Here is a 25,319-nt window from a genome sequence, read left to right as displayed (position 1 = left end):
GTCGCCGGCGGCCGGCGCGGCGGCGCTGCGCGCGCGCTTCGCCGGGCGGCGCGTGCTGCTGGCCGAGGACAACCCCGTCAACCGCGAGCTCGCCACCGAGCTGCTGCGCTTTGCCGGCTTCGAGGTGGACAGCGCCGAGGACGGCGCGCAGGCGCTGGCGGCCGTGCGCCGCTACGACAGCTATGCCCTGGTGCTCATGGACATGCAGATGCCGGTGATGGACGGGCTGGAGGCGGCGCGCGCCATCCGCGCGCTGCCCGAAGGGCGCCGGGTGCCGATCCTGGCCATGACCGCCAACGCCTTTGCCGAGGACCGGGCCGCGTGCATGGACGCGGGCATGAACGACTACATCCCCAAGCCCGTCAACCCGGGGCTGCTCTACGCCACGCTGGAGCGCTGGCTGGACCACGCGGCCGAGTGAAATCCCGCCGAAGGGGGCCCGCGGAGGAGGGCCCTAGAATCGGCCCATGGTTCCCATGCATGGCGTGCCCTCGGCATTGATCGCTCGAAACGAGTCCTGGGTGCGCAAGCAGGCGCAGGCGCTGGTGCGGCACCTGCCGGCCAACGTCGAGAAGGCCGACCTGATCCAGGTCGGCCTGATCGCCGTGGCGCAGGCGGCGCTGAGCTTCGAGTGGGAAGGCGACCGCGACACCGAGGAGGCCAAGGAGGCCTTCGTGCGCTACGCGCGCATGCGCGTCAAGGGCGCGATGCTCGACGAGCTGCGGCAGATGGACCATCTCGGCCGCGGCCAGCGGCGCAAGGTCAAGATCATCCAGATCGCGCGCGAGCGCTGGCGCGCCACCAACGGCGTCGAGGCCACGCTGGCGCAGCTCAGCCAGGTGTGCGGCCTGGACGTGGACGAGATCTCGGCGCTGGAGATGCTCGACCAGGCCGGGCGCATGCGCAGCAGCAGCGGGCCGGACTCGGAGTTCGAGGAGGGCAGCGGCAGCTTCGAGATGCACCCCGCCACCGAGAAGGAAGAGGTCGAGGCGCGGGTGGACACCAGCATCGTGATGCGCCACCTGGAGAAGTTCTTCGCCCAGCTGCCCGAGCGCGACCGGCAGGTGATCGACTCCTACCTGGGCGTGGGCATGACGCCGGTGGAGCTGGCGGCGTCGCTGAAGGTGACGCCCTCGCGCGTGTCGCAGCTCTACAAGTCGGTGCTGCAGCGCATTTCCACGCATTTCGGCCACCACCGCGCCGCCGACCGCGTGCCGGCGGTGGCAGCCAGGCAGTTCGACGAGCTGGTGGCGCAGCGCGAGGCCGAGCTGGAGACGCTGCCCACCGACGGGCCGTGGGGCACGCTCATCGAGAACGTGCTCACCAAGCCCAAGGACCAGTTCACGCCGCCGCCGGGCGACGACCGGATCTCGGTGGGCAGCGGGACGCGGTGGGGGTGATCGAGCGGCCGCGCACGGCACGCCGAGCAACGAAAAAGGGCCCTCGCGGGCCCTTCGTCATTGGCGCGGAGCGCCCCGGGAACACCGGAGCACTCCACCCGGGATCAGCAGCGCTCGAAGATCGCCGCGATGCCCTGGCCGCCGCCGATGCACATCGTCACCAGGGCGTAGCGGCCCTGCACGCGCTGCAGCTCGTACAGCGCCTTGGTGGTGATGATGGCGCCCGTGCCGCCCACCGGGTGGCCCAGCGAGATGCCCGAGCCGTTCGGGTTGACCTTGGCCGGGTCGAGGTCGAGCTCCTTGCTCACGGCGCAGGCCTGGGCGGCGAAGGCCTCGTTGGCCTCGATCACGTCCAGGTCGGAGAGCTTCAGGCCCGAGCGCGCCAGCACGGCCTTGGTGGCCGAGACCGGGCCGATGCCCATGATCGCCGGCTCGATGCCGGTGTGGGCGTAGGCGACCAGGCGCGCGATGGGCTTCAGGCCGCCGGACTGCACGGCGCTGCCGCTGGCCAGCACCAGGGCGCCGGCGCCGTCGTTCACGCCCGAGGCGTTGCCGGCGGTGACGCGGCCGTTTTCCTTGCGGAAGGCCGGCTTCATCTTGGCCAGCGTCTCCACCGTGGTGTCCGGCTTGACGTGCTCGTCGGTGTCGAAATACGTCGTGCCCTTGCGGCTGACGATGGCGACCGGGGCGATCTGCTCCTTGAAGCGGCCGGCGGCGATGGCGGCGGCGGCGCGCTTGTGGCTCTCGACGGCCAGCTCGTCCATCTGCTCGCGCGTGATGCCGAAGCGGTCGGCCACGTTCTCGGCCGTCACGCCCATGTGGATGCGGTGGAACGGGTCGTGCAGGATGCCGACCATGTAGTCCTGCAGCTGCGTGTCGCCCATGCGCGCGCCCCAGCGGCCGGCCTGCATCAGGTACGGGCCGCGGCTCATCGACTCGGCGCCGGCGCCGATGGCGAAGTCGCAGTCGCCCAGCATGATCGACTGCGAGGCGTTGATGATGGCCTGCAGGCCCGAGCCGCACAGGCGGTTGACGTTGTAGGCCGGCGTCTCCTGCGGGCAGCCGGCGTTCATGGCGGCCACGCGGCTGAGGTAGGCGTCGCGCGCCTCGGTCGGGATGACGTTGCCCATGGCCAGATGGCCGATGCGCGCGGCTTCGACGCCGCTCTTCTCCAGCGCGGCCTTGACGACGGTGGTGGCCAGGTCGGCCAGCGGCACGTCCTTGAGCGAGCCGCCGAAGGTGCCGATGGCCGAGCGCTGGGCCGAGAGAACAAACACTTCCTGAGTCATTTGGGGTGTCTCCTTGTGTGGACTTGTTCACGTTAGGACCGGCAAGCTACACAAAGCTGACAACGCAGCCGGACCCTGGGGAAGCACCGAGTCGTCGTATGACGCAGCGCAAGCCGGCGCTTGATCTGGCGCAAGGGACGCGCGTCAGCGCGGCGGCGGCAGCGCGCGGCCCAGCATGCGCGGCAGCAGCCAGGCCAGCGCCCGGTCGTTGTCGATGCGCCCGCCCACCTGCCAGGGCTTGAGCGGCCGCACGCTGCCGTCGCCGTCCTGGCGCGCCACCACGAAGCCGAACACGTACTGCGGCTCCTGGCCCATGCGCAGGTCGGTGATCAGCAGGTCGTCGCCGGCACGCGAGAGCTTGTAGAAGCCCTGGCTGAAGGCGCGGATCTGCTGCGCGGCCTCCACCGGGCGCAGCAGCGGCGCCAGCGCCGCCGTGCCGCGGTCGAAGCGCTCGAAGGCCATGGTTTCGCCCTCATCCAGCAGCGAGCGGAAGCCCTCGTGGTACTGCCCGTCCTGCACCAGCACCACGCGCCACAGCAGCGTGTTCAGCGGCGTGGGCGTGACCAGCACGCGCTGCGGTGCCAGCCCCTGGGCGCGGGCCGAGGCCCGGGCGACGCTTTCCACCTGCTGCTGCGCCACGACGCTCCACGCCACGTACAAGGTCGAGATGGCGAGCCCGGCGACGTTCCAGCGCAGTCCCTTCGGGCTGCGCCGCCACAGCGCCACGGCCAGGCCGACCAGCAGCGGCAGGGTGACGAGCGGGTCGATGATGAAGAGCGAGCCGACGGCCCAGGGGTGGTCGCTGAAGGGCAGCAGCAGCCGGGTGCCGTAGACGGTCATGAGGTCCAGCAGCGGGTGCGTGAGCAGCGCCAGCGCCGTGGCGAGCCACCAGCGCCTGAAGCCGCCGCCGGGCATGAGCCGCGCAGCCAGGGCGGCGAGCAGCGGCGACGCCAGCGCCAGCCACAGCAGCGCGTGCGTGTGGCCGCGGTGCAGCACCATGTTGCTGACGGCGTCGCCGTGGTCGATGAAGACGTCGAGGTCGGGCAGGGTGTTGCAGGCGGCGCCCCAGAGCGCGGCCTTCCAGGGCGCGACGCGCCGGCCCATGACGGCGACGGCGGCGGCGCCGCCGAGGAGAACGTGGGTGACGGAGTCCATGGGCCGCGATGCTGCCAGGGCGGGCGTCGAGGCGCGGCGCGGGGGGGCTTCGCGGCCGGTGGGTGGCGGCGCCTGCCATCGGGCTTTTTCCTCTATCCCTCGCGAAAAGCGCCGTGGTCGGATGGCACGCGCGGCAGCGCAGGTTCATGCCGCTTTCCATCCAATGGAGGATCAGCATGGCAGAGCAGCTTCAATATCCCGGCCGGATCATCAAGCGCGGCGAGACCGACAAGGCCCTGGTCCGCCAGATCAAGTCCCGGCTCAACGAGGTGCTGGGTCCCGATCCGGACTTCCGGCTGGACACGAACATCGGCGAGTTCGGCGCGAAGATGGAATCGGCCGTGATGCTGTTCCAGTCGCGCCACGTCGATGCCGAGGGCCGCGCGCTCAAGCAGGACGGGCAGATCGGCGCGCTGACCTGGGGCGCGCTCTTCGGCGCGGCCTCGCTGCCGCCGGAGGCGCGCCCCGCCGCGGGCGGCTTCCAGGAGCAGGTGCTGCTGGTGGCGGCCCAGGAGGTCGAAGCCCTCGTGCGCGAGGTGCCCAGGAACTCGAACTCAGGTCCGCGGGTGAACCAGTACCTGGCAAGCGTCGGGCTGGGCCCGGGCTATGCGTGGTGCTGCGCCTTCGTCTACTTCTGCCACCAGGAGGCGGCCCAGAAGCTGGGCCGGCCCAACCCGATGGTGCGCACGGGCGGCTGCCTGAACCACTGGAACAAGGCGCCGGCAGCGGGTGCCCAGCGCCTGCTGGCGGCGGATGCGCGCAACGACCCCGCGCGGGTGCTGCCGGGCATGATCTTCGTGATGGACCATGGCGCGGGGCTGGGGCACACGGGCCTCGTGGAGTCCAGCAACGGCGGCTGGCTCACCACGATCGAAGGCAACACCGACGCCAGCAAGACGCGCGAGGGCGGCGGCGTCTACCGGCTCCAGCGCAAGATCGGCGAGATCAACAAGGGCTTCCTGCTCTACCGCTGACCGGAGCGGGCCGCCGCCCTACGCGCTGCGCGGCACCGGCTCGGCCGGGGACTGCGGCGGGCGCGGCCCCAGGCGGCGGCTTTCCACGAACACCGGGCCGCGCTCGCCGGCGGCGGCGCACACCGCCCGCCCGGGGCCCTGGCGCCGCGCCTCGGCCAGCGCCTGCCGCGCGCGATCCAGCCCCGGCGCCAGCGGCTCGCCCGCGCGCAGCTCGCCCACGCCGAAGCTCAGGCCCATCGCCGCGCTCGACTCCAGCAGCGCCAGCGCCTGCACCCGCCCGGCAATGCGCGTGGCCGCGGCCATGGCGTTGCGCAGCGAGGTGCCGGGCAGCAGCAGCACGAAGGCGTCGCCGTGGCGCCCGGCGATGTCGTTGCCGCGCAGCGTGGCGTGCACCGCGTGCGCGACCACGCGGCGGCGCAGGTGCGGCGTGGTCGCCTCCATGTCGCCGCGCTCGGGCTCGTCCAGGTCGAACAGCAGCACGGCGGCGGCGCGCGTCTCGCGCCGCAGCAGCCGCCGCGCCAGCACGTCGAAGTGCGCCGTGCCGGGCTCGACCAGCTCGCGCCGGCCCAGCAGCCGCAGCCGGCGCCGCGATTCGCGCAGCGCCTCCTCGGCGCGCTCCTGGGCCAGCAGCGGCGCCACGCCGCTGCTCACCACGGCCAGCAGCGCGTTGAGCAGCAGCACGGCCGGCAGCGTCCAGTCGACGCGGCTGCGCAGCGCCAGCCAGGCCGCGCCGGCCTGCAGCACGGCGCCCGTGGCCAGCGTCAGCGCCGAGATGCGCAGCACGGTGCTGTGGCGCACCGACGGCGCGCGGCCGAGCAGCACCGCCACGGCCGCCTGCAGCGCCGCGCCCAGCACCGCGGCCTGCGCGTCGCGCTGCGCGGCGTCCTCGAACTCCAGGCCCAGCGCCCACAGCGCCGCCAGCGCGGCCAGCACCGCGTCGCCGCGCACGCTGCCGGGCAGGCGCTGGCGCGCGTCGAAGCGGCGCAGCCCCTGCAGCGCCGCCAGCGGCCACAGCGACATCAGCCACAGCCCCAGGCCGGCCAGCAGCGGCCAGCCGGTGCTCGTGCCGGCCAGCTGCAGCGCCGCGCCGGCGGCGGCCAGCGCCGGCGCCGCCACCCAGCCCCAGTGGCCGCGTGGCACGTTGCGCAGCAGGCCCCAGGCCGCGGTCAGCAGCGCCACGCCGGCGGTGAGCACCAGGTCGGCCAGCAGCAGGGTGGGAAGGTCAGGTTGCATCGTCGCGGGTAAGGCATGGGCCGCCCGCGATGCGGGGGTGGCTGCGGCACTGTCCCTTCCCGGCGCGCGCGGGATGCAACCGCGTGCGTCAGCGGTAGGAATTGGCTGACGCCTGGATACAGCCGGGCCGGGGCCCAGGGGGTTTCAGTACCATGCGCGCGCTTTTTTCAACATCCCAGGGAAATCAGGCCATGGCCATGGACGTCGTCGATTACGAGATCAGGGGCGCGGAGATGCAGTTCGTCGAGATCGAGCTCGATCCGGGCGAAGCCGCGGTGGGCGAGGCGGGCAGCCTCATGTTCATGGACGCCGGCATCGGCATGGAGACCGTCTTCGGCGACGGCGGGCGCCAGGCCGGGGGGCTGTTCGGCAAGCTGCTGGGCGCGGGCAAGCGGCTCATCACCGGCGAGTCGCTGTTCACCACCGTCTACACCAACCAGGCCCACGCCAAGCAGCGCGTGGCCTTCGCCGCGCCCTATCCGGGCAAGATCCTGCCGATGGACCTGCGCCAGCTCGGCGGCACGCTGATCTGCCAGAAGGACGCGTTCCTGTGCGCCGCGCGCGGCGTGTCGCTGGGCCTGTACCTGCAGCAGAAGCTCTCGGTGGGCTTCTTCGGCGGGGAGGGCTTCATCATGCAGCGCCTCGACGGCGACGGCCTGGCCTTCGTGCACGCCGGCGGCACCGTGGTGCGGCGCGACCTGCAGCCCGGGCAGACGCTGCTCATCGACACCGGCTGCGTGGTGGCGATGACGCCCGGCGTCAACTTCGAGATCCAGTACGTCGGCAAGATCAAGACGGCCCTCTTCGGCGGCGAGGGCCTGTTCTTCGCCCGCGTCACCGGCCCCGGCACGGTATGGCTGCAGAGCCTGCCGTTCTCGCGCCTGGCCTCGCGCGTGTTCGCCGCGGCGCCGCAGGCCGGCGGCGGCGGGCGCGAGGAGGGCTCGATCCTGCCGTTCGCCGCCGGCGCCGGGGTGCTGGGCGGGCTGGGCGGGCTGTTCGGCGGCGGCGACCGCGACGACTGAACCGGCGCGCCGCGCGCAGGGTGTGCGGTGCCCGCGCGCGGCGTGACGGACGTCAACTTTTCCGACAACCCGGCACGGCGCCGGGGCGGGGCGCGTGACTACACTGACGCCCCCTTGCAAGCGGTGGTGGACGAATGAAGCTGTTGATGAAGATGGCGCGGGCCGGTGCCGGGTTGTGCCTGGTGGGCGCCGCCGGCTGGGCCGCGGCGCAGTCCGTGGTGCCCACCGTGGCGCCGGCCACGGCCCCCGCGGCGGCGCTGCCGCCGGTGTTCGTGCTCAACTCGCAGGACGCCAACGTCAGCGTGCTCGACCGCGCCACGATGGCGCCGAAGGCGCTGATTGCCACCGGCAAGGAGCCGCACCACCTCTACCTGACGCCCGACGAGAAGTCGGTGATCGTGGCCAACGCGCTGTCGGACTCGCTGACCTTCATCGACCCGAAGACGGCACAGGTGCAGCGCACCATCACCGGCATCATCGACCCCTACCACCTGCGCTTCTCGCCGGACATGAAGTGGTTCGTGACGGCGGCCAACCGGCTCGACCACATCGACATCTACCGCTGGGACCCGGCCAACGCCGCGCAGCCGCTGCAGCTGGCCAAGCGCATCCCCGCGGGCAAGACGCCCAGCCACCTGGCCATCGACACCAAGTCCAGCGTGGTCTACAGCTCGCTGCAGGACAGCGACGAGCTCATCGCCATCGACCTGCGCACGCAGGCGCCGCGCTGGCGCATCCCGGTGGGCAAGATGCCCGCGGACGTCTACCTCACGCCCGACGACCGCACGCTGCTGGTAGGGCTGACCGGCGACGAGGTGGTCGAGGCCTACGACGTGAGCGGCGCGCAGCCGAAGCTCGTCAAGCGCATTCCCACCGGCAAGGGCGCGCACGCCTTCCGCTCGCGCGGCGACGGCAGGCACCTCTTCGTCTCCAACCGCGTGGCCAACACCATCAGCATGATAGACACGCAGTCGCTGTCGGTGGTGAGCACGCTGCCCGCGCCGGGCGGCCCGGACTGCATGGAGCTGCTGTCCGACGGCAAGACGCTGCTGGTGTCCTCGCGCTGGGCGCGCAAGGTCACCGTGATCGACATCGAGAAGAAGCAGGTCGTGCAGCAGGTGCCGGTGGGGCGCTCGCCGCACGGCATCTGGACGCTCGACCATGCCCCGCGGCATTGAGGCGCTGACGCTTGGCGCGCTGCTCGCGGCCGCCACGGCCGCGGCCGCGGCGCCGGGCTGCGACAAGCCGGTCTACCTCACCTTCGACACCGGCCACATGGGCGTGGCGCCGCTGGTGGCGCAGGTGCTGCAGCGCCAGCAGGTGAAGGCCACCTTCTTCCTCGCCGACGAGCGCACGCTCGATGACGGCAGCAGCCTGGACGATGAATGGGCGCCGTGGTGGCGCGCCCGCGCCGCGGAAGGGCATGCCTTCGGCTCGCACACCTGGAGCCACGCGGTCTGGCGCGCCGACCAGGGCGGCGGCGCCTTCACCGTGCAGCCCACGGCCGGGCCGCGGTCCGGGCAGCGCTTCACGCTCGACGAGGCCGGCTACTGCGCGGAGCTGAGGAAGCCGGCCGAGCGCTTCGAGGCCATGACGGGGCAGAAGATGCTGCCGCTCTTCCGCGCGCCGGGCGGCAAGACTTCGCCCGCGCTGCTGGCGGCGGCGCGGCGCTGCGGCTTCGAGCACGTGGGCTGGGCGCCGGCGGGCTTCCTGGGCGATGAGTTGCCCAGCGACCGCCATCCCAACAGCCAGTTGCTCGCGCGCGCGCTGCGAGACATCCGCGCCGGCGACATCCTGCTGGCGCACCTGGGCATCTGGTCGCGCAAGGACCCGTGGGCGCCGGCGGTGCTGGAGCCGCTGGTCGAGGGCCTGAAGCAGCGCGGCTTCTGCTTCGCGACGTTGCGCGATCATCCGCAGTTCGCAGCCTGGGCCGCCCGGCCGGTCGGGCGCTGACATCCCTTCTGACGGACCGCCATGCAATGGTTCTTTGACCTTTTCGGACAGGCGCAGCAGGCGCTTTTCGAGCTGCTGGTGCAGCCGCTGCTGTTCGAGCTGGGCCTGGCCAGCGCGATGGAGGACGCCTTCGTCGCCACCGGCTGGCTGCTGGTGGGGCTGGTGCAGCTGGCGCTGATGCTCACGCTGCTGCGGCTGCTGGAGCGCTGGCGCCCGGTGGAGGCGGTGACGGACCGCGCCGCGGTGCGGGTGGACGTGGTCTACACGCTCATCCACCGCCTGGGCCTGTTCCGCGTGGTGCTGTTCTTCACGCTCGACCCGCTGTGGGACGCGCTCATCGGCCGGCTGCGCGTCGAGGGCCTGCCCACCTTCCAGCTCGACCACCTGTGGCCCGGCGTGACCGACGTGGCGCTGGTGAGCTTCGTGCTGTACCTGCTGCTGTTCGACTTCGTGGACTACCTGCTGCACCGCGGCCAGCACCGCTGGCGCTGGTGGTGGGCGCTGCACGGGCTGCACCACAGCCAGCGCCAGATGACGCTGTGGAGCGACAACCGCAACCACCTGCTCGACGACGTGATCCGCGACAGCGCGCTGGTGCTGGTGGGGCTGCTGGTGGGCATCGCGCCGGGGCAGTTCGTGGCGGTGGTGGCCTTCACGCAGCTGCTGGAGAGCCTGTCGCATGCCAACGTGCGGCTGTCGTTCGGGCCGCTGGAGCGCTGGCTGGTGAGCCCGCGCTACCACCGCTGGCACCACCGCACCGGCGACGGCGAGGTGGCCGACGGCCACGGCCGCCCGGGCGGCGACAACTTCTCCGTGCTGTTCCCCATCTGGGACCGGCTCTTCGGCACCGCCTACTTCGGCGACCGCTACCTGCCCACCGGGCTGCCCGACGACGAGCGTGACTGGGGGCGCGGCTTCCTGTCCCAGCAGTGGCTGGGGCTCAAGCGTCTGGCCGGGCGTGGCTGAGCGGCGCGGCGCGGCAGGAGGGCGGCCATGCGCCCGATGAGGGAGCTGCTCGACGCCTTCTGGCGCGCGGCCGCGTACTGCCTGCACCCGCGCGTGTTCCTGCTGACGCTGGCGCCGCTGCTCATCGCCGCGGCGCTGGCGCTGGGCCTGGGCTGGCTGTACTGGGAGAGCGCCGTGGACGGCGTGTACCAGTCGCTGGAGCGCTGGTCGCTGACCGCGGCGGTGCTGGGCTGGCTCGACGCCATGGGCGGCAGCGGGCTGCGCAGCGTGGTGGCGCCGCTGCTGGTGGTGGCGCTGACGGTGCCGGTGCTGGTGGTGGTGTCGCTGCTGCTGGTGGCGCTGCTGGCCACGCCGGCGCTGACCGCGCTGGTGGCGCGGCGGCGCTTTCCGGTGCTGCAGCGGCGCCGCGGCGCGGGCTTCTGGGCCAGCGTGGGCTGGTCGCTGGGCTGCTCGGCGCTGGCGCTGCTGGCGCTGGCGCTGTCGGTGCCGCTGTGGTTCGTGCCGCCGCTGGTGCTGGTGCTGCCGCCGCTGATCTGGGGCTGGCTGACCTACCAGATGATCACCTTCGACGTGCTCGCCGAGCACGCCAGCGCCGACGAGCGGCGGCGCATCCTGCGCGAGCAGCGCTGGCCGCTGCTGGCCATGGGTGTCGTCAGCGGCTACCTGGGCGCGGCGCCGTCGCTGCTGTGGGCCTTCGGCGCGGCGGTGCTGATCCTGGCGCCGGTGCTGGTGGTGGCCTCGGTGTGGCTGTACACGGTGGTGTTCGTGTTCTCCTCGCTGTGGTTCGCCCACTTCGCGCTGGCGGCGCTGCAGCGGCTGCGCGCGCAGGAGGCGGCCGCGGCGGCCCAGGCGCCGACGCCGCCGCCGGGTGGCGAGATCATCGAGATGGCGCCGGCGGCGCCCGTACTGCAACTGCCCCGGGAACCCCAAGCATGAACTTCGGCCTGATCGTCATCGGCGACGAGATCCTTTCCGGCAAGCGCCAGGACAAGCACCTGGCCAAGGCCATCGAGCTGTTGTCGGCGCGCGGGCTGCAGCTGGCCTGGGCGCGCTATGTGGGCGACGAGCGCGAGCGCATCACGGCCACGCTGCGCGAGGCTTTCAGCAGCGGCGACGCCGTGTTCAGCTGCGGCGGCATCGGCGCCACGCCCGACGACCACACGCGCCAGGCGGCCGCGGCGGCGCTGGGCGTGCCGCTGGCGCTGCACCCGCAGGCGAAGGATCTGATCGGGCAGCGCATGCGCGAGATGGCAGCGGAGAAGGGCGTGCCCTTCGACCCGGACAGCCCGGACAACCTGCAGCGGCTCAACATGGGCGTGTTCCCGCAGGGCGCGCAGATCATCCCGAATCCCTACAACCGCATTCCGGGCTTCAGCGTCGGCGAGGTGCACTTCCTGCCGGGCTTCCCGGTGATGGCGCACCCGATGATGGAAGCACTGCTCGACACCCGCTACGCGGCGCTGCACGGCTCGCAGCACCAGCGCGAGCGCTCCTTCATCGTCTTTGGCGCCATGGAGGCGGCGCTGACGCCGCTGATGGAGGCCGTCGAGGCCGCGCACGCGCCGGTGCGCGTCTTCAGCCTGCCCAGCGTGGACCACCCGCAGTGGGGCCGCCACGTGGAGCTGGGCGTCAAGGGCGCGGGCGACGCGGTGGATGCCGCCTTCGAAGCCCTGCGCGCCGGCCTGGAGCAGTTGCGCGTGAAACTTGGCCCCGAATTGGTGCGCTAGCAGGATTGTCATTTCACCAATTTGGTGCAGACGAATGCATCATCATGGGGCGTTAATGACCCGGGGAATGACGTGATTCACGGGCCCGCGCCCCGGCTTGACGCAGCGCACAGCAGAGATGGCAGAAAACGGCATGCTTTCTGCTAGATTGCTGGGCTCTTTCAATGGCCCGGCTGCACGCCGGGCCTTTGTTTGAAACCGCTGTATTCAACCCCCTCGCACAGCACCCGCTAGGAGATTTTTTGATGGCCAAGACCGTCGCCGACGTGATGAAGATGGTGAAGGAGAACGAAGTCAAGTTCGTTGACTTCCGCTTCACCGACACCCGCGGCAAGGAGCAGCACGTTTCGGTGCCCGTCTCCCATTTCGATGAAGACAAGTTCCAGTCGGGCCACGCCTTCGACGGCTCGTCGATCGCCGGCTGGAAGGGCATCGAAGCCTCCGACATGCTGCTGATGCCGGACGCCAACACGGCCAACATCGACCCGTTCTTCGAAGAGCCCACGCTGATCCTGACCTGCGACGTCATCGATCCGGCCGACGGCAAGCCCTACGAGCGCGACCCGCGCTCGCTGGCCAAGCGCGCCGAAGCCTACATGCGCGCTTCCGGCCTGGGCGACACCGCCTACTTCGGCCCGGAGCCCGAGTTCTTCGTGTTCGACAGCGTGCGCTGGAACATCGACATGTCGGGCTGCTTCTCGAAGATCGAGAGCGAGGAAGCCGCCTGGAACACGGGCAAGGAATACGAGCACGGCAACTCCGGCTTCCGTCCCACCGTCAAGGGCGGCTACTTCCCGGTGCCCCCGGTCGACTCGGGCCAGGACCTGCGCTCGGAGATGTGCCTGCTGCTGGAGCAGCTGGGCATCCCGGTCGAGGTGCACCACCACGAGGTGGCCACCGCCGGCCAGATGGAGATCGGCACCAAGTTCAGCACGCTCATCGAGCGCGCCGACTGGGTGCAGCTGCAGAAGTACGTGATCCACAACGTCGCGGCCGCCTACGGCAAGACCGCCACGTTCATGCCCAAGCCCATCGTCGGTGACAACGGCAGCGGCATGCACGTGCACCAGTCGGTGTGGAAGGACGGCAAGAACCTGTTCGCCGGCGACGGCTACGCGGGCCTGTCGGAGTTCGCGCTGTTCTACATCGGCGGCATCATCAAGCACGCCCGTGCCCTGAACGCCATCACCAACCCCGGCACCAACAGCTACAAGCGCCTGGTGCCCGGCTTCGAAGCCCCGGTGAAGCTGGCCTACTCGGCCAAGAACCGCTCGGCCTCGATCCGCATCCCCTACGTGGCCAACCCGAAGGGCCGTCGCGTGGAAGCCCGCTTCCCCGATCCCCTGATGAACCCGTACCTGGGCTTCGCGGCGCTGCTGATGGCCGGCCTGGACGGCGTGGAAAACAAGATCCACCCGGGCGAGGCCGCCACCAAGGACCTGTACCACCTGCCCCCGGAAGAGGACGCGAAGATCCCGACCGTGTGCCACAGCCTGGACCAGGCCCTGGAAGCGCTGGACAAGGACCGCGCCTTCCTGACCAAGGGCGGCGTGTTCACGGACGCGTACATCGACGCCTACATCGACCTCAAGATGCAGGAGGTCACGCGCTTCCGCATGGCCACGCACCCGGTCGAGTTCGACATGTACTACGCCCTGTGATCCCGCAAGGATCCTGAGCAGCGCGTGCAAGGACGGCCCCCGGGCCGTCTTTTTCTTTGGCGGCTGGCGGGGGCGGTGGCGAGGGGCTTTGCCACAATCCGCGCGACACCCCTCCCGAGAGAACCCATGCGCATGAAGCTCACCAGCCGCTGCGCGCTGTGCGCTGTGCTGCTGCTCGGCGGCATGGCCGCAGCCCAGGCGCAGGACGGCGCGGTCTACCAGTGCACCAAGCCCGACGCGCCCGTGCTCTACACCGATGCCGTCGGTGCCCGCGGCGCGCGTGCGCAGGGCCACAGCTGCCAGCCGGTGCAGGCGCTGCCCGTGACCATTCCGCAGGGTCCGCGGCCGCGCGCCGCGGCGCCGGCACCCGCTGCCCCGGTGTCGGTATCGCGACCGGCCGCGGCGCCGGCCAGCCCGGGCGGCGAGCGCGTGGCGCCGCAGCAGCAGCGCGAGCGCGACAAGGACGCGCGCGCCATCCTGGAAGCGGAGCTGCAGCGCGAGCAGGCGCGGCTGCGGCTGCTGCTGGCCGAGTACAACGACGGCCAGCCCGAGCGGCTGGGCAGCGAGCGCAACCACCAGCGCTACCTGGACCGCGTCGCCGCCCTGAAAGCCTCCATCGAGCGCAGCAGTGCCGACGTCGCCGCGCTGCAGCGCGAACTCTCCCGGGTGTCCCGGCCATGAAGCGCAAAGAACCCCACTACGACAACTTCGACCTGCTCGCCACGCTGGTGGCGGTGGTCTCGCCGCAGGGCCAGTGCCTGTTCGTCAACGCCGCCTTCGAGGACCAGATCGGGCTGTCGCGCCGCGCGCTGGTGGGCGGCAGCCTGCCGCAGTGGTTCGTGCTGCCGCGCCAGCTGCAGGAGACGCTGGCGGCGGTGGCGCGCAACGACTACGCCAGCGGCCGCTTCGACGCCCAGCTCAAGCGGCTGCCCGGGGTGCAGCCCGAGGCGCTGCCGGTGCACGTCATCGTCAACCAGACCGACCGCGCCGACCGCGTGGTCGTGGAGATGATCGAGATCGAGCAGCAGACGCGCCAGGACCGCGAGGAGCGCGCGCTGGACCAGGCGCAGGCCAACAAGGAGCTCATCCGCAACCTGGCGCACGAGATCAAGAACCCGCTGGGCGGCATCCGCGGCGCGGCGCAGCTGCTGCAGATGGAGCTGCAGTCGCGCGAACTCACCGAGTACACGCAGGTCATCGTGCAGGAGGCCGACCGGCTGCAGGCGCTGGTGGACCGGCTGCTGGCGCCGCACCGCAAGCCGCACGTGGTGGGCGACGTCAACATCCACGAGGTGTGCGAGCGGGTGCGCTCGCTGATCCTGGCCGAGTTCCCGCGCGGGCTGGCGGTGCAGCGCGACTACGACACCTCGATTCCCGAGTTCCGCGGCGACCGCGAGCAGCTGATCCAGGCCGTGCTCAACATCGCGCACAACGCGGCGCAGGCGCTCACGCAGCGCATCGCCGAGGGCGACGCGTGCATCGTGCTGCGCACGCGCGTGACGCGGCAGGTCACGATCGGCAAGACGCGCTACAGACTGGCACTGGAATTGCATATCGAGGACAACGGCCCGGGTGTTCCCGAGTCGATCCGCGATCGCATCTTCTACCCGCTGGTGTCGGGACGCGAGGGCGGATCGGGCCTGGGGCTGACGCTGGCGCAGACCTTCGTGCAACAGCACCAGGGGACCATCGAATGCGACAGCACGCCCGGCCAGACGATCTTCAAGATCCTTATTCCTTTGCCCTGACTGACACGAGGTAAGCGCCCGAGCATGAAACCGATCTGGGTCGTAGACGACGATCAATCCATCCGCTTCGTGCTGGAGAAGGCACTGGGGCGCGAGCAGTTCCAGGTACGCAGCTTCGGCAGCCCGCGCGACGTGCTCGCGGCGCTGGACAGCGACGAGCCGCAGGTGCTGGTCAGCGACATCCGCATGCCCGGGGGCTCGGGGCTCGATCTGCTGGCCAAGGTCAAGCAGCGGCTGCCGGGGCTGCCGGTGATCGTGATGACGGCGTATTCCGACCTGGACAGCGCCGTTTCGGCGTTCCAGGGCGGGGCCTTCGAGTACCTGCCCAAGCCCTTCGACGTGACCAAGGCGGTGGAGCTGATCCGCCGCGCGGTGGAGGAGAGCCTGCGCGAGCAGGTGCAGGGCGAGCGCATGGCGCAGATGCCCGAGATGCTGGGCCAGGCGCCGGCGATGCAGGACGTGTTCCGTGCCATCGGGCGGCTGTCGCAGAGCAACGTCACGGTGCTCATCACCGGCGAGAGCGGCTCGGGCAAGGAGCTCGTGGCGCGCGCGCTGCACAAGCACAGTCCGCGCGGCAACGGTCCCTTCGTGGCCATCAACACCGCCGCCATCCCGAAGGACCTGCTGGAGAGCGAGCTTTTCGGCCACGAGCGCGGCGCCTTCACCGGCGCGCAGAGCATGCGCCGCGGCCGCTTCGAGCAGGCCGACGGCGGCACGCTGTTCCTCGACGAGATCGGCGACATGCCCTTCGACCTGCAGACGCGGCTGCTGCGCGTGCTCTCGGACGGGCAGTTCTACCGCGTCGGCGGCCACCAGCCGCTCAAGAGCAACGTGCGCGTGATCGCCGCGACGCACCAGAACCTGGAGCAGCGGGTGCGCGAGGGCGTGTTTCGCGAGGACCTGTTCCACCGGCTCAACGTCATCCGGCTGCGCCTGCCGCCGCTGCGCGAGCGGCGCGAGGACGTGCCGGCGCTGGCGCGCTTCTTCCTGTCCAAGAGCGCACGCGAGCTGGGTGTGGAGTCCAAGCGCATCACCGAAGCGGCGCTGCAGCGGCTGGCGGCCTTCGACTTCCCCGGCAACGTGCGCCAGCTGGAGAACATCTGCCATTGGCTCACGGTGATGGCGCCGGCGCAGGTGATCGAGCCCAAGGACCTGCCGCCCGAGCTCATGGGCGGCGGCGCGCTGCCGGCCTACGAAGCGCCCGCGCCGGTGGCGGCGACTGCCGCGGCGCCCGCCGAAGCGGTTCCGGCCGCGCTCGGCGAGCCGGCGCTGGCGGCCGTCGCGGCCGCATCCGGCGCCGAGGCCGACTGGCTGCGCGACCTGGAGCGCCAGGCGCGGGGCATGCTCGAAGCGGGCTCGCCCGAGGTCTGGGACACCCTGACGCGCCAGTTCGAGGGCCGGCTCATCCACACCGCGCTGGAGCTCACCCGCGGCCGGCGCATCGAGGCCGCGCACAAGCTGGGCATCGGCCGCAACACCATCACGCGCAAGATCCAGGACCTGGGCCTGGACGACTGAGCCCGGGCCCTCGCGGCCCGGCTGCAGCGCCAGCGTCACTGTGATGCAGTGACGCTTCGCACGCGCAGCGGCTTTGCTTGACGCCAGCCCGTTGCGCTCTATCGGTTGCCTCTCCATGATTGACGGCTGCCGGGCAGACCGCTCGATGGAGACCGCGGCATGACAAGCACAACAAACCGATCCGGTGGCGCTGCCTTGATTGCTGCGTTGCGTCAAAACAGCGCGCAGGCTCGTCAGGCGCGTGCCGGCTGCGAGAATCGCGGGCTGGCCCACACAGCGCGGACCGACTGACTGCATGGGCCTGGCGGGCCTGCTGCTGACAAACATCAAGCGGACAGACGCCGAACGGCTGGATAATTGTTATCCAAATGTTTCAAGATGGGCGGTTCCTCGTCGGATCCGGGCAATGCAGGCGCCTTCACCGACGGACCGTGCCTGATGCAGTGGCTGTCCTGAGAAGGTCCGGCCGGCCCGATCGGACCGGCATCAGGCGGCATGCGTGGCTGGGCGGCTGCATTGACATGCGCTGCAGGTGGCCTTGACGGCACAAGAGGCGTTTCTGTCCCACGGGACGGTAGGGGGGGAAGGTGATCAGCGTTTACAAGCATCACGTGCACCAGCGGGTGCTGTTCCAGGTCGGCTTCGACTTTGCGGTACTCACGGCAGTCGTGTTCCTGTTCGGCATGTCCCACGGGGACGAGAGCGCGGAGCGGATGTCGAGCGTGGCAGCGCAGGGGCTGTCGCTGGCGGCCTTCCTGTGCGTCATCACCACGGCATCGGGCTTCTACGAGCCGGTGCCCAAGCGCTCGCTGGGGCAGTCCTGCATCCGCGCGCTGGTGTGCATGCTGCTGGTGCTGCCGCTGGCGTTCCTGATCGCGCACCTGATGCCCAGCAGCGTGCTGGCGCCGGCGGCGCTGCCGATGGCGGCATTGCTGGGCACGGCTGTCGTGGTCGGGCATCGGGTCTACGCGGCGCATGGCATGCGCCCGGCACGGCTGCGGCCGCGCGTGCTCATCCTGGGCGCGGGCGAGCGGGCGGCCAGCGTGGGACGCACCCTTGAAGAGAGCGAGGCGGGCGCCGAGCTCGTCGGCTACTACCCGACCTCCAACGAGACCGGCATCACCGTGCCCGCGCAGCAGCTGATGTCGGTACAGGAGCCGCTGGCACAGCTGGTGCAGCGCCTGAAGGTCAACGAGGTGATCGTGGCGCCGACCGAGCGGCGTGGCGGCGGCATGCCGATGGACCAGCTGCTGGCCTGCCGCACGCAGGGCGTGCGCGTGCTGGACATGTCGACCCATTACGAGCGGGCGCTGGGGCAGCTGCGCGTGGACTGCATCGAGCCGGCGCTGCTGGTGTTCGGCACCGGCTTCAACCAGGGGCCGCTGCGCATGGGCATCAAGCGGCTGTCGGACCTGCTGAGCTCGATGCTGCTGCTGCTGGTGGCAGCGCCGATCATGCTGGTGACGGCGGTGCTGATCAAGCTGGAGAGCCACGGGCCCGTGCTGTACCGGCAGGAGCGCGTGGGGCTCAACGGGCGGCTCTTCAACGTCATCAAGTTCCGCAGCATGCGCACCGACGCGGAGAAGGACGGGCGTCCGCGCTGGGCCTCGGCGCAGGATGACCGGGTCACGCGCGTGGGCCGCGTCATCCGGCGGCTGCGCATCGACGAGCTGCCGCAGATCTTCAACGTGCTGCTGGGCGACATGAGCTTCATCGGTCCGCGTCCCGAGCGCCCGTTCTTTGTCGAGCAGCTCGCGCGCGAGCTGCCCTATTACGGCCTGCGCCACAGCATCAAGCCGGGCGTCACGGGCTGGGCCCAGGTGCGCTACCCGTACGGCGCCACGGTCGAGGATTCGCTGCAGAAGCTGCAGTACGACCTCTACTACGTCAAGAACCACAACCTGCTGCTGGACCTGCTCGTGCTGTTCGAAACCGTGGGCGTGGTGCTCACGGGCAAGGGCGCGCGCTGAGGAGGAAGAGGGAGTCAATGGTTGACGGCCTCCGCCATGGAGGGCGCAACGGCTTGCGAAGGCTGGAACCGCAGTGGCATTGAGTATTGGCGAAGCCGCGATCGGTTGCTACGCGCTCGCGGCGCTGCTGCACCTGGGGCTGGAGAGACGGCTGGGCCGCATCGCGGGCCGGGCCGAGTGGGACCCCGCCATGGCGCGGGCGCTGCGCCTGGCGCTGCTGTGCACCACGGCCTGGGCCTGCGCGACGCTGTGCCTGTACCTGTGGCCCGGGCCGCTGTGGTACGGGGTGGCGCAGGTGCTCGATGCGGTGCGCTACGGCAGCTGGTTCCTGATGCTGATGCGGCTGCTGGAGCCGCGGCGCTGGCTGCGCGAGTTCGCCCGCGCGCTGGTCGTGGTGACCGCGGCGTTGCCGCTGCTGGTGCTGGTGGGGTGGCCGCTGTCGAACCTGGCCACCACGCTGGTGCTGGCGCTGCCGGTGCTGGGGATGTTCCTGGTGGAACAGTTCTACCGCAACGCCGCCGAGGACCAGCGCTGGACGACCAAGCCGATGTGCATCGGACTGGGTGCGGTGTTCGTGTTCGACCTGTACCTGCATACCCATGGCGTGCTGTTCGGGCGCCTGGAGCCGCACACGCTGGTGGTGCGTGCGGCCGTGCATTCGCTGGCCGTGCCGGCGCTGGCCCTGGCGCTGCGGCGCCAGGCGCTGCGGCCGCGCGCGCTGCAGCTGTCGCACAGCATGGCGTACCACACGCTGACGCTGCTGCTGGTGGGCGGCTACCTGCTGCTCATCTCCGGCGCCGGGTATTACGTGCGCAAGTTCAGCGGCGACTGGGGACATGCGCTGCAGGTGGGCTTCGGCGTGTCGGCGCTGGCGGCGCTGGCCGTGGCGCTGAGTTCCGGTGCGGTGCGCGCGCACCTGCGCGTGTTCGTGAGCAAGCATTTCTTCAACTACCACTACGACTACCGCACCGAGTGGCTGCGCTTCACGGCGGCGCTGTCGAGCCGTCCCGGCGACGCCGACTTCGGCAGCCAGGTCGTGCGCGGGCTGGCCGACATGGTCGAGAGCCCGGGCGGCACGCTGTGGACGGTTGTGGCCGACGGCAGCCATTTCGCTCCCAGCGCGTACTGGAACAGCCCGCGCTGCGCGGCCAGCGAGGCGGCGGACTCGCCCTTCGCCCGCTTCATGCAGCAGCGCGACTGGCTGGTGGAGCTGCAGGAGCTGCGCGACCGCCCCGAGCGCTACGACGGCCTGGCCGCGCCGGCCTGGCTGGCGCAGGACCCGACGGCGTGGGTCGTGGTGCCGCTGCCCATGGCGCAGGAACTCATCGGCTTCGTCGTGCTGGCTCGTCCGCGCACGCCGCTGTCGGTGAACTGGGAGCTGCGCGACCTGCTCAAGACCGCGGGGCGGCAGGCCGGAATCTTCATCGCGCGCATGCGCGCAGCCGAGGCGCTGCTGGAGGCCCGCAAGTTCGAAGCCTTCAACCGCATGTCGGCCTTCGTCGTGCACGATCTCAAGAACATCGTGACGCAGCTGTCGCTGATGATGAAGAACGCCAAGCGGCTGCAGCACAACCCGGAGTTCCAGGCGGACATGCTGGCCACGGTGGACAACGCGCTGGAGAAGATGCGCCAGCTCATGCTGCAGCTGCGCGAGGGCGAGGCCCCGGTCGACGGCCGCCACGGCGTGGACCTGGAAGCCCTGGCGCGGCGGCTGCAGCACAGTGTCCGCGCGCGCGGTCGGGAGCTGGAAGTCGAGGTCGTGCAGCCCGTGACCGCGCGCGGGGACGAGCAGCGCCTGGAGCGCGTGGTGGGGCACGTGGTGCAGAACGCGCTTGATGCCACGCCCGTGGACAAGCGCGTGTGGCTGCGCGTGGAGCGCGCCGTGGGCCAGGCCCGCATCATCGTGGGCGACGAAGGCTGCGGCATGACGGCCGACTTCATCGCCAACAGCCTGTTCAAGCCCTTCAACACGACCAAGCCCGCCGGCATGGGCATCGGCGCCCACGAGAGCGCCCGCTACCTGCGCGAGCTCGGGGGCAGCATTGCCGTGCGCAGCGAGCCGGGCCGCGGCACGGAGATCACGATGCTGCTGCCGCTGATCGAAACCGAGCGTCCTGGCGACGCATTCATCGCGAGGGCCGCATGACGACGACGAATCCCCCGCTGCTGATCGTCGAGGACGATCCGGCGCTTCAGAAGCAGATCAAGTGGTCGCTGGACGGCTATGCCAGCGTCGAAGCCGGCGACCGCGAGGCGGCGCTGCGGCAGTGCCGCCGCCACCGTCCGGCCGTGGTGACGATGGACCTGGGGCTGCCGCCGGATCCGGATTCGGTGTCCGAGGGCTTCAAGCTGCTGGAGCAGATGCTCGAGCTCGACCCGCTGGTCAAGGTCATCGTCATCACCGGGCAGAACGGCCGCTCCAACGCGCTGCGCGCCGTCGAGCTCGGCGCCTACGACTTCCTGGAGAAGCCCTTCGACCCGGACGTGCTGGGGCTGATCGTCGAGCGCGCGTACCGGCTCTACACGCTGCAGGCCGAGAACGCGCGGCTGCAGGCGCAGAGCCTGGGCGACGCCACGCACGGCGTGATCACGCGCGACGAGGGGCTGCTGCGCATCTGCCGCACCATCGAGAAGGTGGCGCCCAGCAGCGCCTCGGTGATGCTGCTGGGCGAGAGCGGCACCGGCAAGGAAGTGCTGGCACAGGCGCTGCACGCCGCATCGCGGCGCAGCGGCCGTTTCGTGGCCATCAACTGCGCGGCCATTCCGGAGGCGCTGCTGGAGAGCGAGCTCTTCGGCTTCGAGCGCGGCGCCTTCACCGGCGCGACCAAGACCACCGTGGGGCGCATCGAAACCGCCCACGGCGGCACGCTCATGCTCGACGAGATCGGCGACCTGCCGCTGCCGCTGCAGGCCAAGCTGCTGCGCTTCCTGCAGCAGCGCACCATCGAGCGCATCGGCGGGCGCCAGGAGATTCCCATCGACACGCGCATCGTCTGCGCCACGCACCAGGACCTGCAGTCGCTCATCCGCGAAGGGCGCTTTCGCGAGGACCTGTATTACCGGCTGTCGGAGATCGTGGTGCAGATCCCGCCGCTGCGCCAGCGCCGTGGCGACGCGGTGCTGCTGGCGCATGCGTTCCTGCGCCGCTTTGCCGAGGAACAGCGCCGCACGCTGCGCTTTACGGACGATGCGCTGCGCGCCATCGAGGGCCACGCTTGGCCGGGCAACGTGCGCGAGCTGATCAACGTGGTGCGCCGCGCTTCGATCATGGCTGACGGCCAGCTCGTGACGGTGGAGGACCTGGGGCTGCCCGCAGCCGCTGCGCCGGCGCAGGATGCTGCCGAGGCGCTGGACCTGCGCACGGTGCGTGACCGCGCCGAGCGCAGTGCCGTCGTGACCGCGCTGTCGCGTTGCGACGGCAACCTTGTCAAGGCGGCCGAGCTCCTGGGCGTGAGCCGCCCGACGCTGTACGACCTGATGAACCGACTTTCGATCAAGGTGGCGCGCTGAAGCCGCGCCGCCCACACGCATGAAGCCTCTTGCCCGCCGCCTGTCCCTGTCCCTTTGTCTGGCCTCGGCCCTGCTTGCCGGCTGCAAAGTCGAGCAGAAGGTGCCGGAGCTGATGGCCTCGGCGCACCAGTACCTGGAGCGCGACGACTACCGCGCCGCGGCGCTGCAGCTGCGCAATGCGCTGCAGCAGGAGCCCAACCTGGCCGAGGCGCGGCTGTTGCTGGGCCAGGTGCTGCTGGAGGACGGGCAGCTCGTGGCTGCCGGCGTCGAGGTGCGCAAGGCGCTGGACCTCGGCGCTGCGCAGGAGCAGGTGGTGCCGTTGCTGGCGCGGGTGCTGCTGTCCGAGGGCAAGCCCGAGGTGCTGCTGGAACGCTACGGCTCCACGGTGCTGGCGCAGCCGCAGGCCCAGGCCACGCTGCTGTCGCGGCTGGCGCTGGCCCATCTGGCACTGGACCAGCCCCAGCGTGCCGAGGCGGCGCTGCGCTCGGCGCTGGCCGCCGACGCGCAGCATGCCGAGGCCCGGCTGCTGCAGGCGCGCATGCTGGCCGCCAACCAGGATCTTGACGGCGCGCGCCGGCTGGTTGACGAGGTGCTGCAGCAGCATCCGCAGTCCTACTACGGCTGGCTCACGCGCGCCGAGCTGCTGCAGGGCACGGACCCGACTGCTGCGCTGGAGGCCTTTCGCAAGGCGCTGGCGCAGCGCAAGCATTCGATGGCGGCTTCCAACGGCATCTTCACCGTGCTGCTGCAACAGAAGAAGCTCGACGAGGCGGCGGCGACCGTGGCGCAGCTCAAGGGCGCGTATCCGAAGCATCCTCAGGTCTGGCTGCTGGAAGCCCAGCTGGCGCTGCTGCAGGGCAACCTGAAGCAGTCGCGTGAGCTCGTGCAGACGCTGCTCAAGGTTGCACCGGACGATTTGCGGGTGCTGCAGCTTGCCGGATTGGTGGAGGCCGCGAGCGGATCGCTGCTGCAGGCGGCGGCCCATCTGGGCAAGGCCCTGAGCCAGCAGCCCGGTGCCGTCACAGTGCGCCAGCTGCAGGCGCAGGTGCAGCTGCGCCTGGGAGAGCCGGCCAAGGTGCTCGACACGCTGCAGCCGCTGCTGGACGGCCAGCCTGACGTGCGCACGCTCATGCTGGCGGCCCAGGCCTACGAACAGCAGGGCCAGCTCGATCAGGCCGAGCGCATGTTCCGCAGCGCGGCGGCGCAGGAGCCGACCGACGTGCGCACGCGTACGGCCCTGGCGCTCACGCAATTCGCGCGCGGACAGACGGCGGTGGCCATCGACACGCTGCAGTCGTTGTCGGCCCAGGACCAGGGCACGCTGGCCGACGAGGCGCTGATCGGCGCACGCACGCGCCGCGGCGATTTCGACGCTGCGCTCACGGCCATCGACGTGCTGGAGAAGAAGACGCCGGGCCAGCCGCTGGCGCCCATGCTGCGCGGGCGGGTGCAGCTCGCGCTCAAGAAGCCCGACGAAGCGCGCCGCAGCTTCGAGCAGGCGCTGCGCCTGGATGCGAAGTACCTGCCCGCGGCGCTGAACCTTGCGGTGCTGGACCTGCAGGCCAAGCATTACGACGCGGCAGCCAAGCGCTTCGAGGCCTTGCTCAAGGCCAATCCGGGCCACCTGGAGTCCTTGTTGACGGTGGCGCGCATTCGCACCGTGGCTGGCGCCCCGGTCCAGGAACTGGCCCAGCGCTACGAGGAGGCCGTGCGGCTGAATCCGACCGAAGGTAGCGCCCGCGTGGCGCTCATCGAGCACCATCTCAACCAGCGCAACAACGAAGCAGCGCTGGCCGTGGCCCGGGACGCCGTGGCGGCGCTGCCCGACAACCCGGGCCTGCTGGCCGTCATGGCGCGCGTGCAGTTGCTGGCCAAGGAGCCCAACCAGGCCATCAGCACGCTGTCCAAGGTGATCGCCCAGCAGCCCAACTCGGTGCAGCCGCTGCTGATGCTGGCTGAGGTGTACACCGTCACCAAGGACGTCGAGCGCGCGGTCGAGGCACTGCAGCGTGCGCGGACTCTGGCTCCTCTGGATATGGCGGTCCAGCAGCGCCTGGCAGCGACGTTGCTTGCCGCGGGAAAGCGTGCCGAGGCGCTGGACGTGGCCCGTGCGCTGCAAAAGCAGCCGAAGATGGAGCTGGCCGGCTATGAGCTTGAGGCCGGCATAGAGCTGGTCGAGAAGCGCTGGCGCGAAGCCGCTGCCGTGCTGCGAATCGCGCTCAGGAAGCAACCCACGACGGACCGGGCCAAGGCGCTGCATACAGCCTTGCTCGCCCATGACAAGGCCGAAGCCCAGGTTTTTGCCGCCAAGTGGGTGGCCGAACATGCCGATGACCGTGCCTTTCTCATGTATCTGGGCGACAGCGCCCTGGCCGTACAGGATTACGCCCAAGCCGAATCCCGGTATGCCGCGGTGCTTCGGCTCCAGCCGGCGGAGCCCGCAGCGCTCAACAATCTGGCGTGGGTGCTGCTGAAGCTGAAGAAGCCTGGCGCCATCGACATGGCCGAGAAGGTGAACCAGTTGGCGCCGAACGTGCCGACCTTCATGGACACGCTGGCCCAGGCGTTGGCCGCCGACAAGCGCTGGGAACAAGCCATCGAGTTGCAAAAGCGTGCCATCGCGCTGGACGATGCCCAGTCGCCCACGCTGCGCCTGAACCTGGTGCGGCTGTACATGGACGCCGGCCAGCGGTCACAGGCGCGCGCGGAGCTCGACGCGCTGGCCCAGCTGGGGCCGAAGTTCAAGCAGCAGGAGGCGGTGGCGCAGCTGCTCAAGCAGCTCTAGCAGCCGGTCCCTGGATGAGAAATTTGTCGCGTAACTGCGACACCGTGACGGCGGCAGGGCCTGAGGAAACCGATCGGGCCGGTAGCAGTTCCTTCATCTGGCCGGCAGATGCCATTACATTGCTTGACTGGGCAGGGAGCAGGACCCCGTCGCAATCGGGATTTGCGATCGGCTCACGACGCGTGTCTTGTGGCTGAAAGTGGCGGCTGCGTTCCACTTCTGTCAGGAATCACGTGCAAAATTAGTGGTTTGCCAGCCAATTATTGGGGTCCCACGCCGAGCCGAGGCAAGTTATCCATTGGACATTGCTAGATATTGCAAAATTGCAATGTTGTTCAGCCGCTTGAAAGGCGGTCGGCAGTCCTCGGGGGCATGGGCTGTTGCAGTTCATCAAATTGAGTCGTTGGC

Annotated in this window: 20 protein-coding genes; 17 read left to right on the top strand and 3 right to left on the bottom strand. The window is 70.5% G+C overall.

Annotated elements, in window-relative coordinates; translation table 11 throughout:
• Together FJ694_RS05390 and FJ694_RS05385 are read left to right on the top strand one after the other, a co-directional pair.
• On the top strand, nt 1–421 hold a 421-nt coding region (locus FJ694_RS05390), incomplete at its 5' end, for a response regulator (RefSeq protein ID WP_157264974.1).
• A 46-nt stretch (nt 422–467) separates the two neighbouring features.
• Nucleotides 468–1,400, top strand: a complete 933-nt coding sequence (locus tag FJ694_RS05385) for a sigma-70 family RNA polymerase sigma factor (RefSeq protein WP_157264972.1) — start codon at nt 468–470, stop codon at nt 1,398–1,400.
• A 104-nt stretch (nt 1,401–1,504) separates the two neighbouring features.
• On the opposite strand, the gene FJ694_RS05380 is transcribed toward FJ694_RS05385, so the two are convergent.
• Together FJ694_RS05380 and FJ694_RS05375 are read right to left on the bottom strand one after the other, a co-directional pair.
• The gene (locus FJ694_RS05380) at nt 1,505–2,689 is read right to left on the bottom strand and encodes an acetyl-CoA C-acyltransferase family protein (RefSeq protein ID WP_157264970.1); all 1,185 of its coding nucleotides are present in this window, start codon (nt 2,687–2,689) and stop codon (nt 1,505–1,507) included.
• Between the two features lie 144 nt (nt 2,690–2,833).
• On the bottom strand, nt 2,834–3,844 hold the full coding sequence (locus FJ694_RS05375; RefSeq protein ID WP_157264968.1) for a metal-dependent hydrolase: 1,011 nt from the start codon (nt 3,842–3,844) through the stop codon (nt 2,834–2,836).
• 176 nt (nt 3,845–4,020) lie between these two features.
• Between FJ694_RS05375 and FJ694_RS05370 the strand changes: the two genes are divergently transcribed.
• On the top strand, nt 4,021–4,818 hold the full coding sequence (locus tag FJ694_RS05370; RefSeq protein WP_157264966.1) for a CHAP domain-containing protein: 798 nt from the start codon (nt 4,021–4,023) through the stop codon (nt 4,816–4,818).
• Nucleotides 4,819–4,836: 18 nt separating this feature from the next.
• Here FJ694_RS05370 and FJ694_RS05365 read toward each other — a convergent pair whose 3' ends face one another.
• Complete coding sequence (locus FJ694_RS05365) at nt 4,837–6,051, bottom strand: diguanylate cyclase domain-containing protein (protein WP_157264964.1); 1,215 nt, start codon at nt 6,049–6,051, stop codon at nt 4,837–4,839.
• A gap of 191 nt (nt 6,052–6,242) precedes the next feature.
• Here FJ694_RS05365 and FJ694_RS05360 point away from each other — a divergent pair, with 191 nt between their 5' ends.
• From FJ694_RS05360 to prsT, 14 genes are all read left to right on the top strand, one after another.
• Nucleotides 6,243–7,073 (top strand): TIGR00266 family protein, encoded by an 831-nt coding sequence (locus tag FJ694_RS05360; protein ID WP_157264962.1) that lies wholly within the window; start codon nt 6,243–6,245, stop codon nt 7,071–7,073.
• Nucleotides 7,074–7,207: 134 nt separating this feature from the next.
• Nucleotides 7,208–8,251 (top strand): YncE family protein, encoded by a 1,044-nt coding sequence (locus FJ694_RS05355; protein WP_232539906.1) that lies wholly within the window; start codon nt 7,208–7,210, stop codon nt 8,249–8,251.
• On the top strand, nt 8,235–9,026 hold the full coding sequence (locus tag FJ694_RS05350; protein WP_157264960.1) for a polysaccharide deacetylase family protein: 792 nt from the start codon (nt 8,235–8,237) through the stop codon (nt 9,024–9,026). The genes FJ694_RS05355 and FJ694_RS05350 overlap by 17 nt, the downstream gene beginning before the upstream one ends.
• A 21-nt stretch (nt 9,027–9,047) precedes the next feature.
• Nucleotides 9,048–9,992 carry a sterol desaturase family protein gene (locus tag FJ694_RS05345; RefSeq protein ID WP_157264958.1) on the top strand — a complete coding sequence of 315 codons (945 nt, stop codon included), beginning with the start codon at nt 9,048–9,050 and terminating at the stop codon, nt 9,990–9,992.
• 36 nt (nt 9,993–10,028) lie between these two features.
• Complete coding sequence (locus FJ694_RS05340) at nt 10,029–10,928, top strand: EI24 domain-containing protein (protein WP_157264996.1); 900 nt, start codon at nt 10,029–10,031, stop codon at nt 10,926–10,928.
• The gene (locus FJ694_RS05335) at nt 10,925–11,719 is read left to right on the top strand and encodes a competence/damage-inducible protein A (RefSeq protein ID WP_157264956.1); all 795 of its coding nucleotides are present in this window, start codon (nt 10,925–10,927) and stop codon (nt 11,717–11,719) included. The genes FJ694_RS05340 and FJ694_RS05335 overlap by 4 nt, the downstream gene beginning before the upstream one ends.
• 245 nt (nt 11,720–11,964) lie before the next feature.
• On the top strand, nt 11,965–13,380 hold the full coding sequence (gene glnA, locus FJ694_RS05330) for a type I glutamate--ammonia ligase (protein WP_157264954.1): 1,416 nt from the start codon (nt 11,965–11,967) through the stop codon (nt 13,378–13,380).
• A 126-nt stretch (nt 13,381–13,506) separates the two neighbouring features.
• Nucleotides 13,507–14,061 carry a hypothetical protein gene (locus FJ694_RS05325; protein WP_232539904.1) on the top strand — a complete coding sequence of 185 codons (555 nt, stop codon included), beginning with the start codon at nt 13,507–13,509 and terminating at the stop codon, nt 14,059–14,061.
• Nucleotides 14,058–15,128, top strand: coding sequence for a nitrogen regulation protein NR(II) (gene glnL, locus FJ694_RS05320; RefSeq protein ID WP_157264952.1), 1,071 nt, complete (start codon nt 14,058–14,060; stop codon nt 15,126–15,128). Before FJ694_RS05325 ends, glnL begins: the two co-directional genes overlap by 4 nt.
• Before the next feature lie 24 nt (nt 15,129–15,152).
• Complete coding sequence (gene ntrC, locus FJ694_RS05315) at nt 15,153–16,646, top strand: nitrogen regulation protein NR(I) (RefSeq protein ID WP_157264950.1); 1,494 nt, start codon at nt 15,153–15,155, stop codon at nt 16,644–16,646.
• 587 nt (nt 16,647–17,233) lie between these two features.
• Entirely contained in the window at nt 17,234–18,616 is a 1,383-nt protein-coding gene (locus FJ694_RS05310; protein ID WP_157264948.1) for a TIGR03013 family XrtA/PEP-CTERM system glycosyltransferase, read from the top strand.
• Nucleotides 18,617–18,689: 73 nt separating this feature from the next.
• Nucleotides 18,690–20,762 carry an XrtA/PEP-CTERM system histidine kinase PrsK gene (gene prsK, locus FJ694_RS05305; protein WP_157264946.1) on the top strand — a complete coding sequence of 691 codons (2,073 nt, stop codon included), beginning with the start codon at nt 18,690–18,692 and terminating at the stop codon, nt 20,760–20,762.
• A complete protein-coding gene (gene prsR, locus FJ694_RS05300) occupies nt 20,759–22,126 on the top strand; it encodes a PEP-CTERM-box response regulator transcription factor (protein ID WP_157264944.1) in 1,368 nt (455 codons plus the stop codon). Before prsK ends, prsR begins: the two co-directional genes overlap by 4 nt.
• A gap of 19 nt (nt 22,127–22,145) precedes the next feature.
• Nucleotides 22,146–24,911 (top strand): XrtA/PEP-CTERM system TPR-repeat protein PrsT, encoded by a 2,766-nt coding sequence (gene prsT / locus FJ694_RS05295; protein ID WP_157264942.1) that lies wholly within the window; start codon nt 22,146–22,148, stop codon nt 24,909–24,911.
• Nucleotides 24,912–25,319 lie beyond the last annotated feature (408 nt).

The organism is Azohydromonas aeria, assembly GCF_009760915.1.
Taxonomy (GTDB): Bacteria; Pseudomonadota; Gammaproteobacteria; order Burkholderiales; family Burkholderiaceae_C; genus Azohydromonas; species Azohydromonas aeria.
The sequence above is the reverse complement of the archived record's forward strand: the minus strand, read 5'-3'. Positions and strand labels throughout refer to the sequence as shown.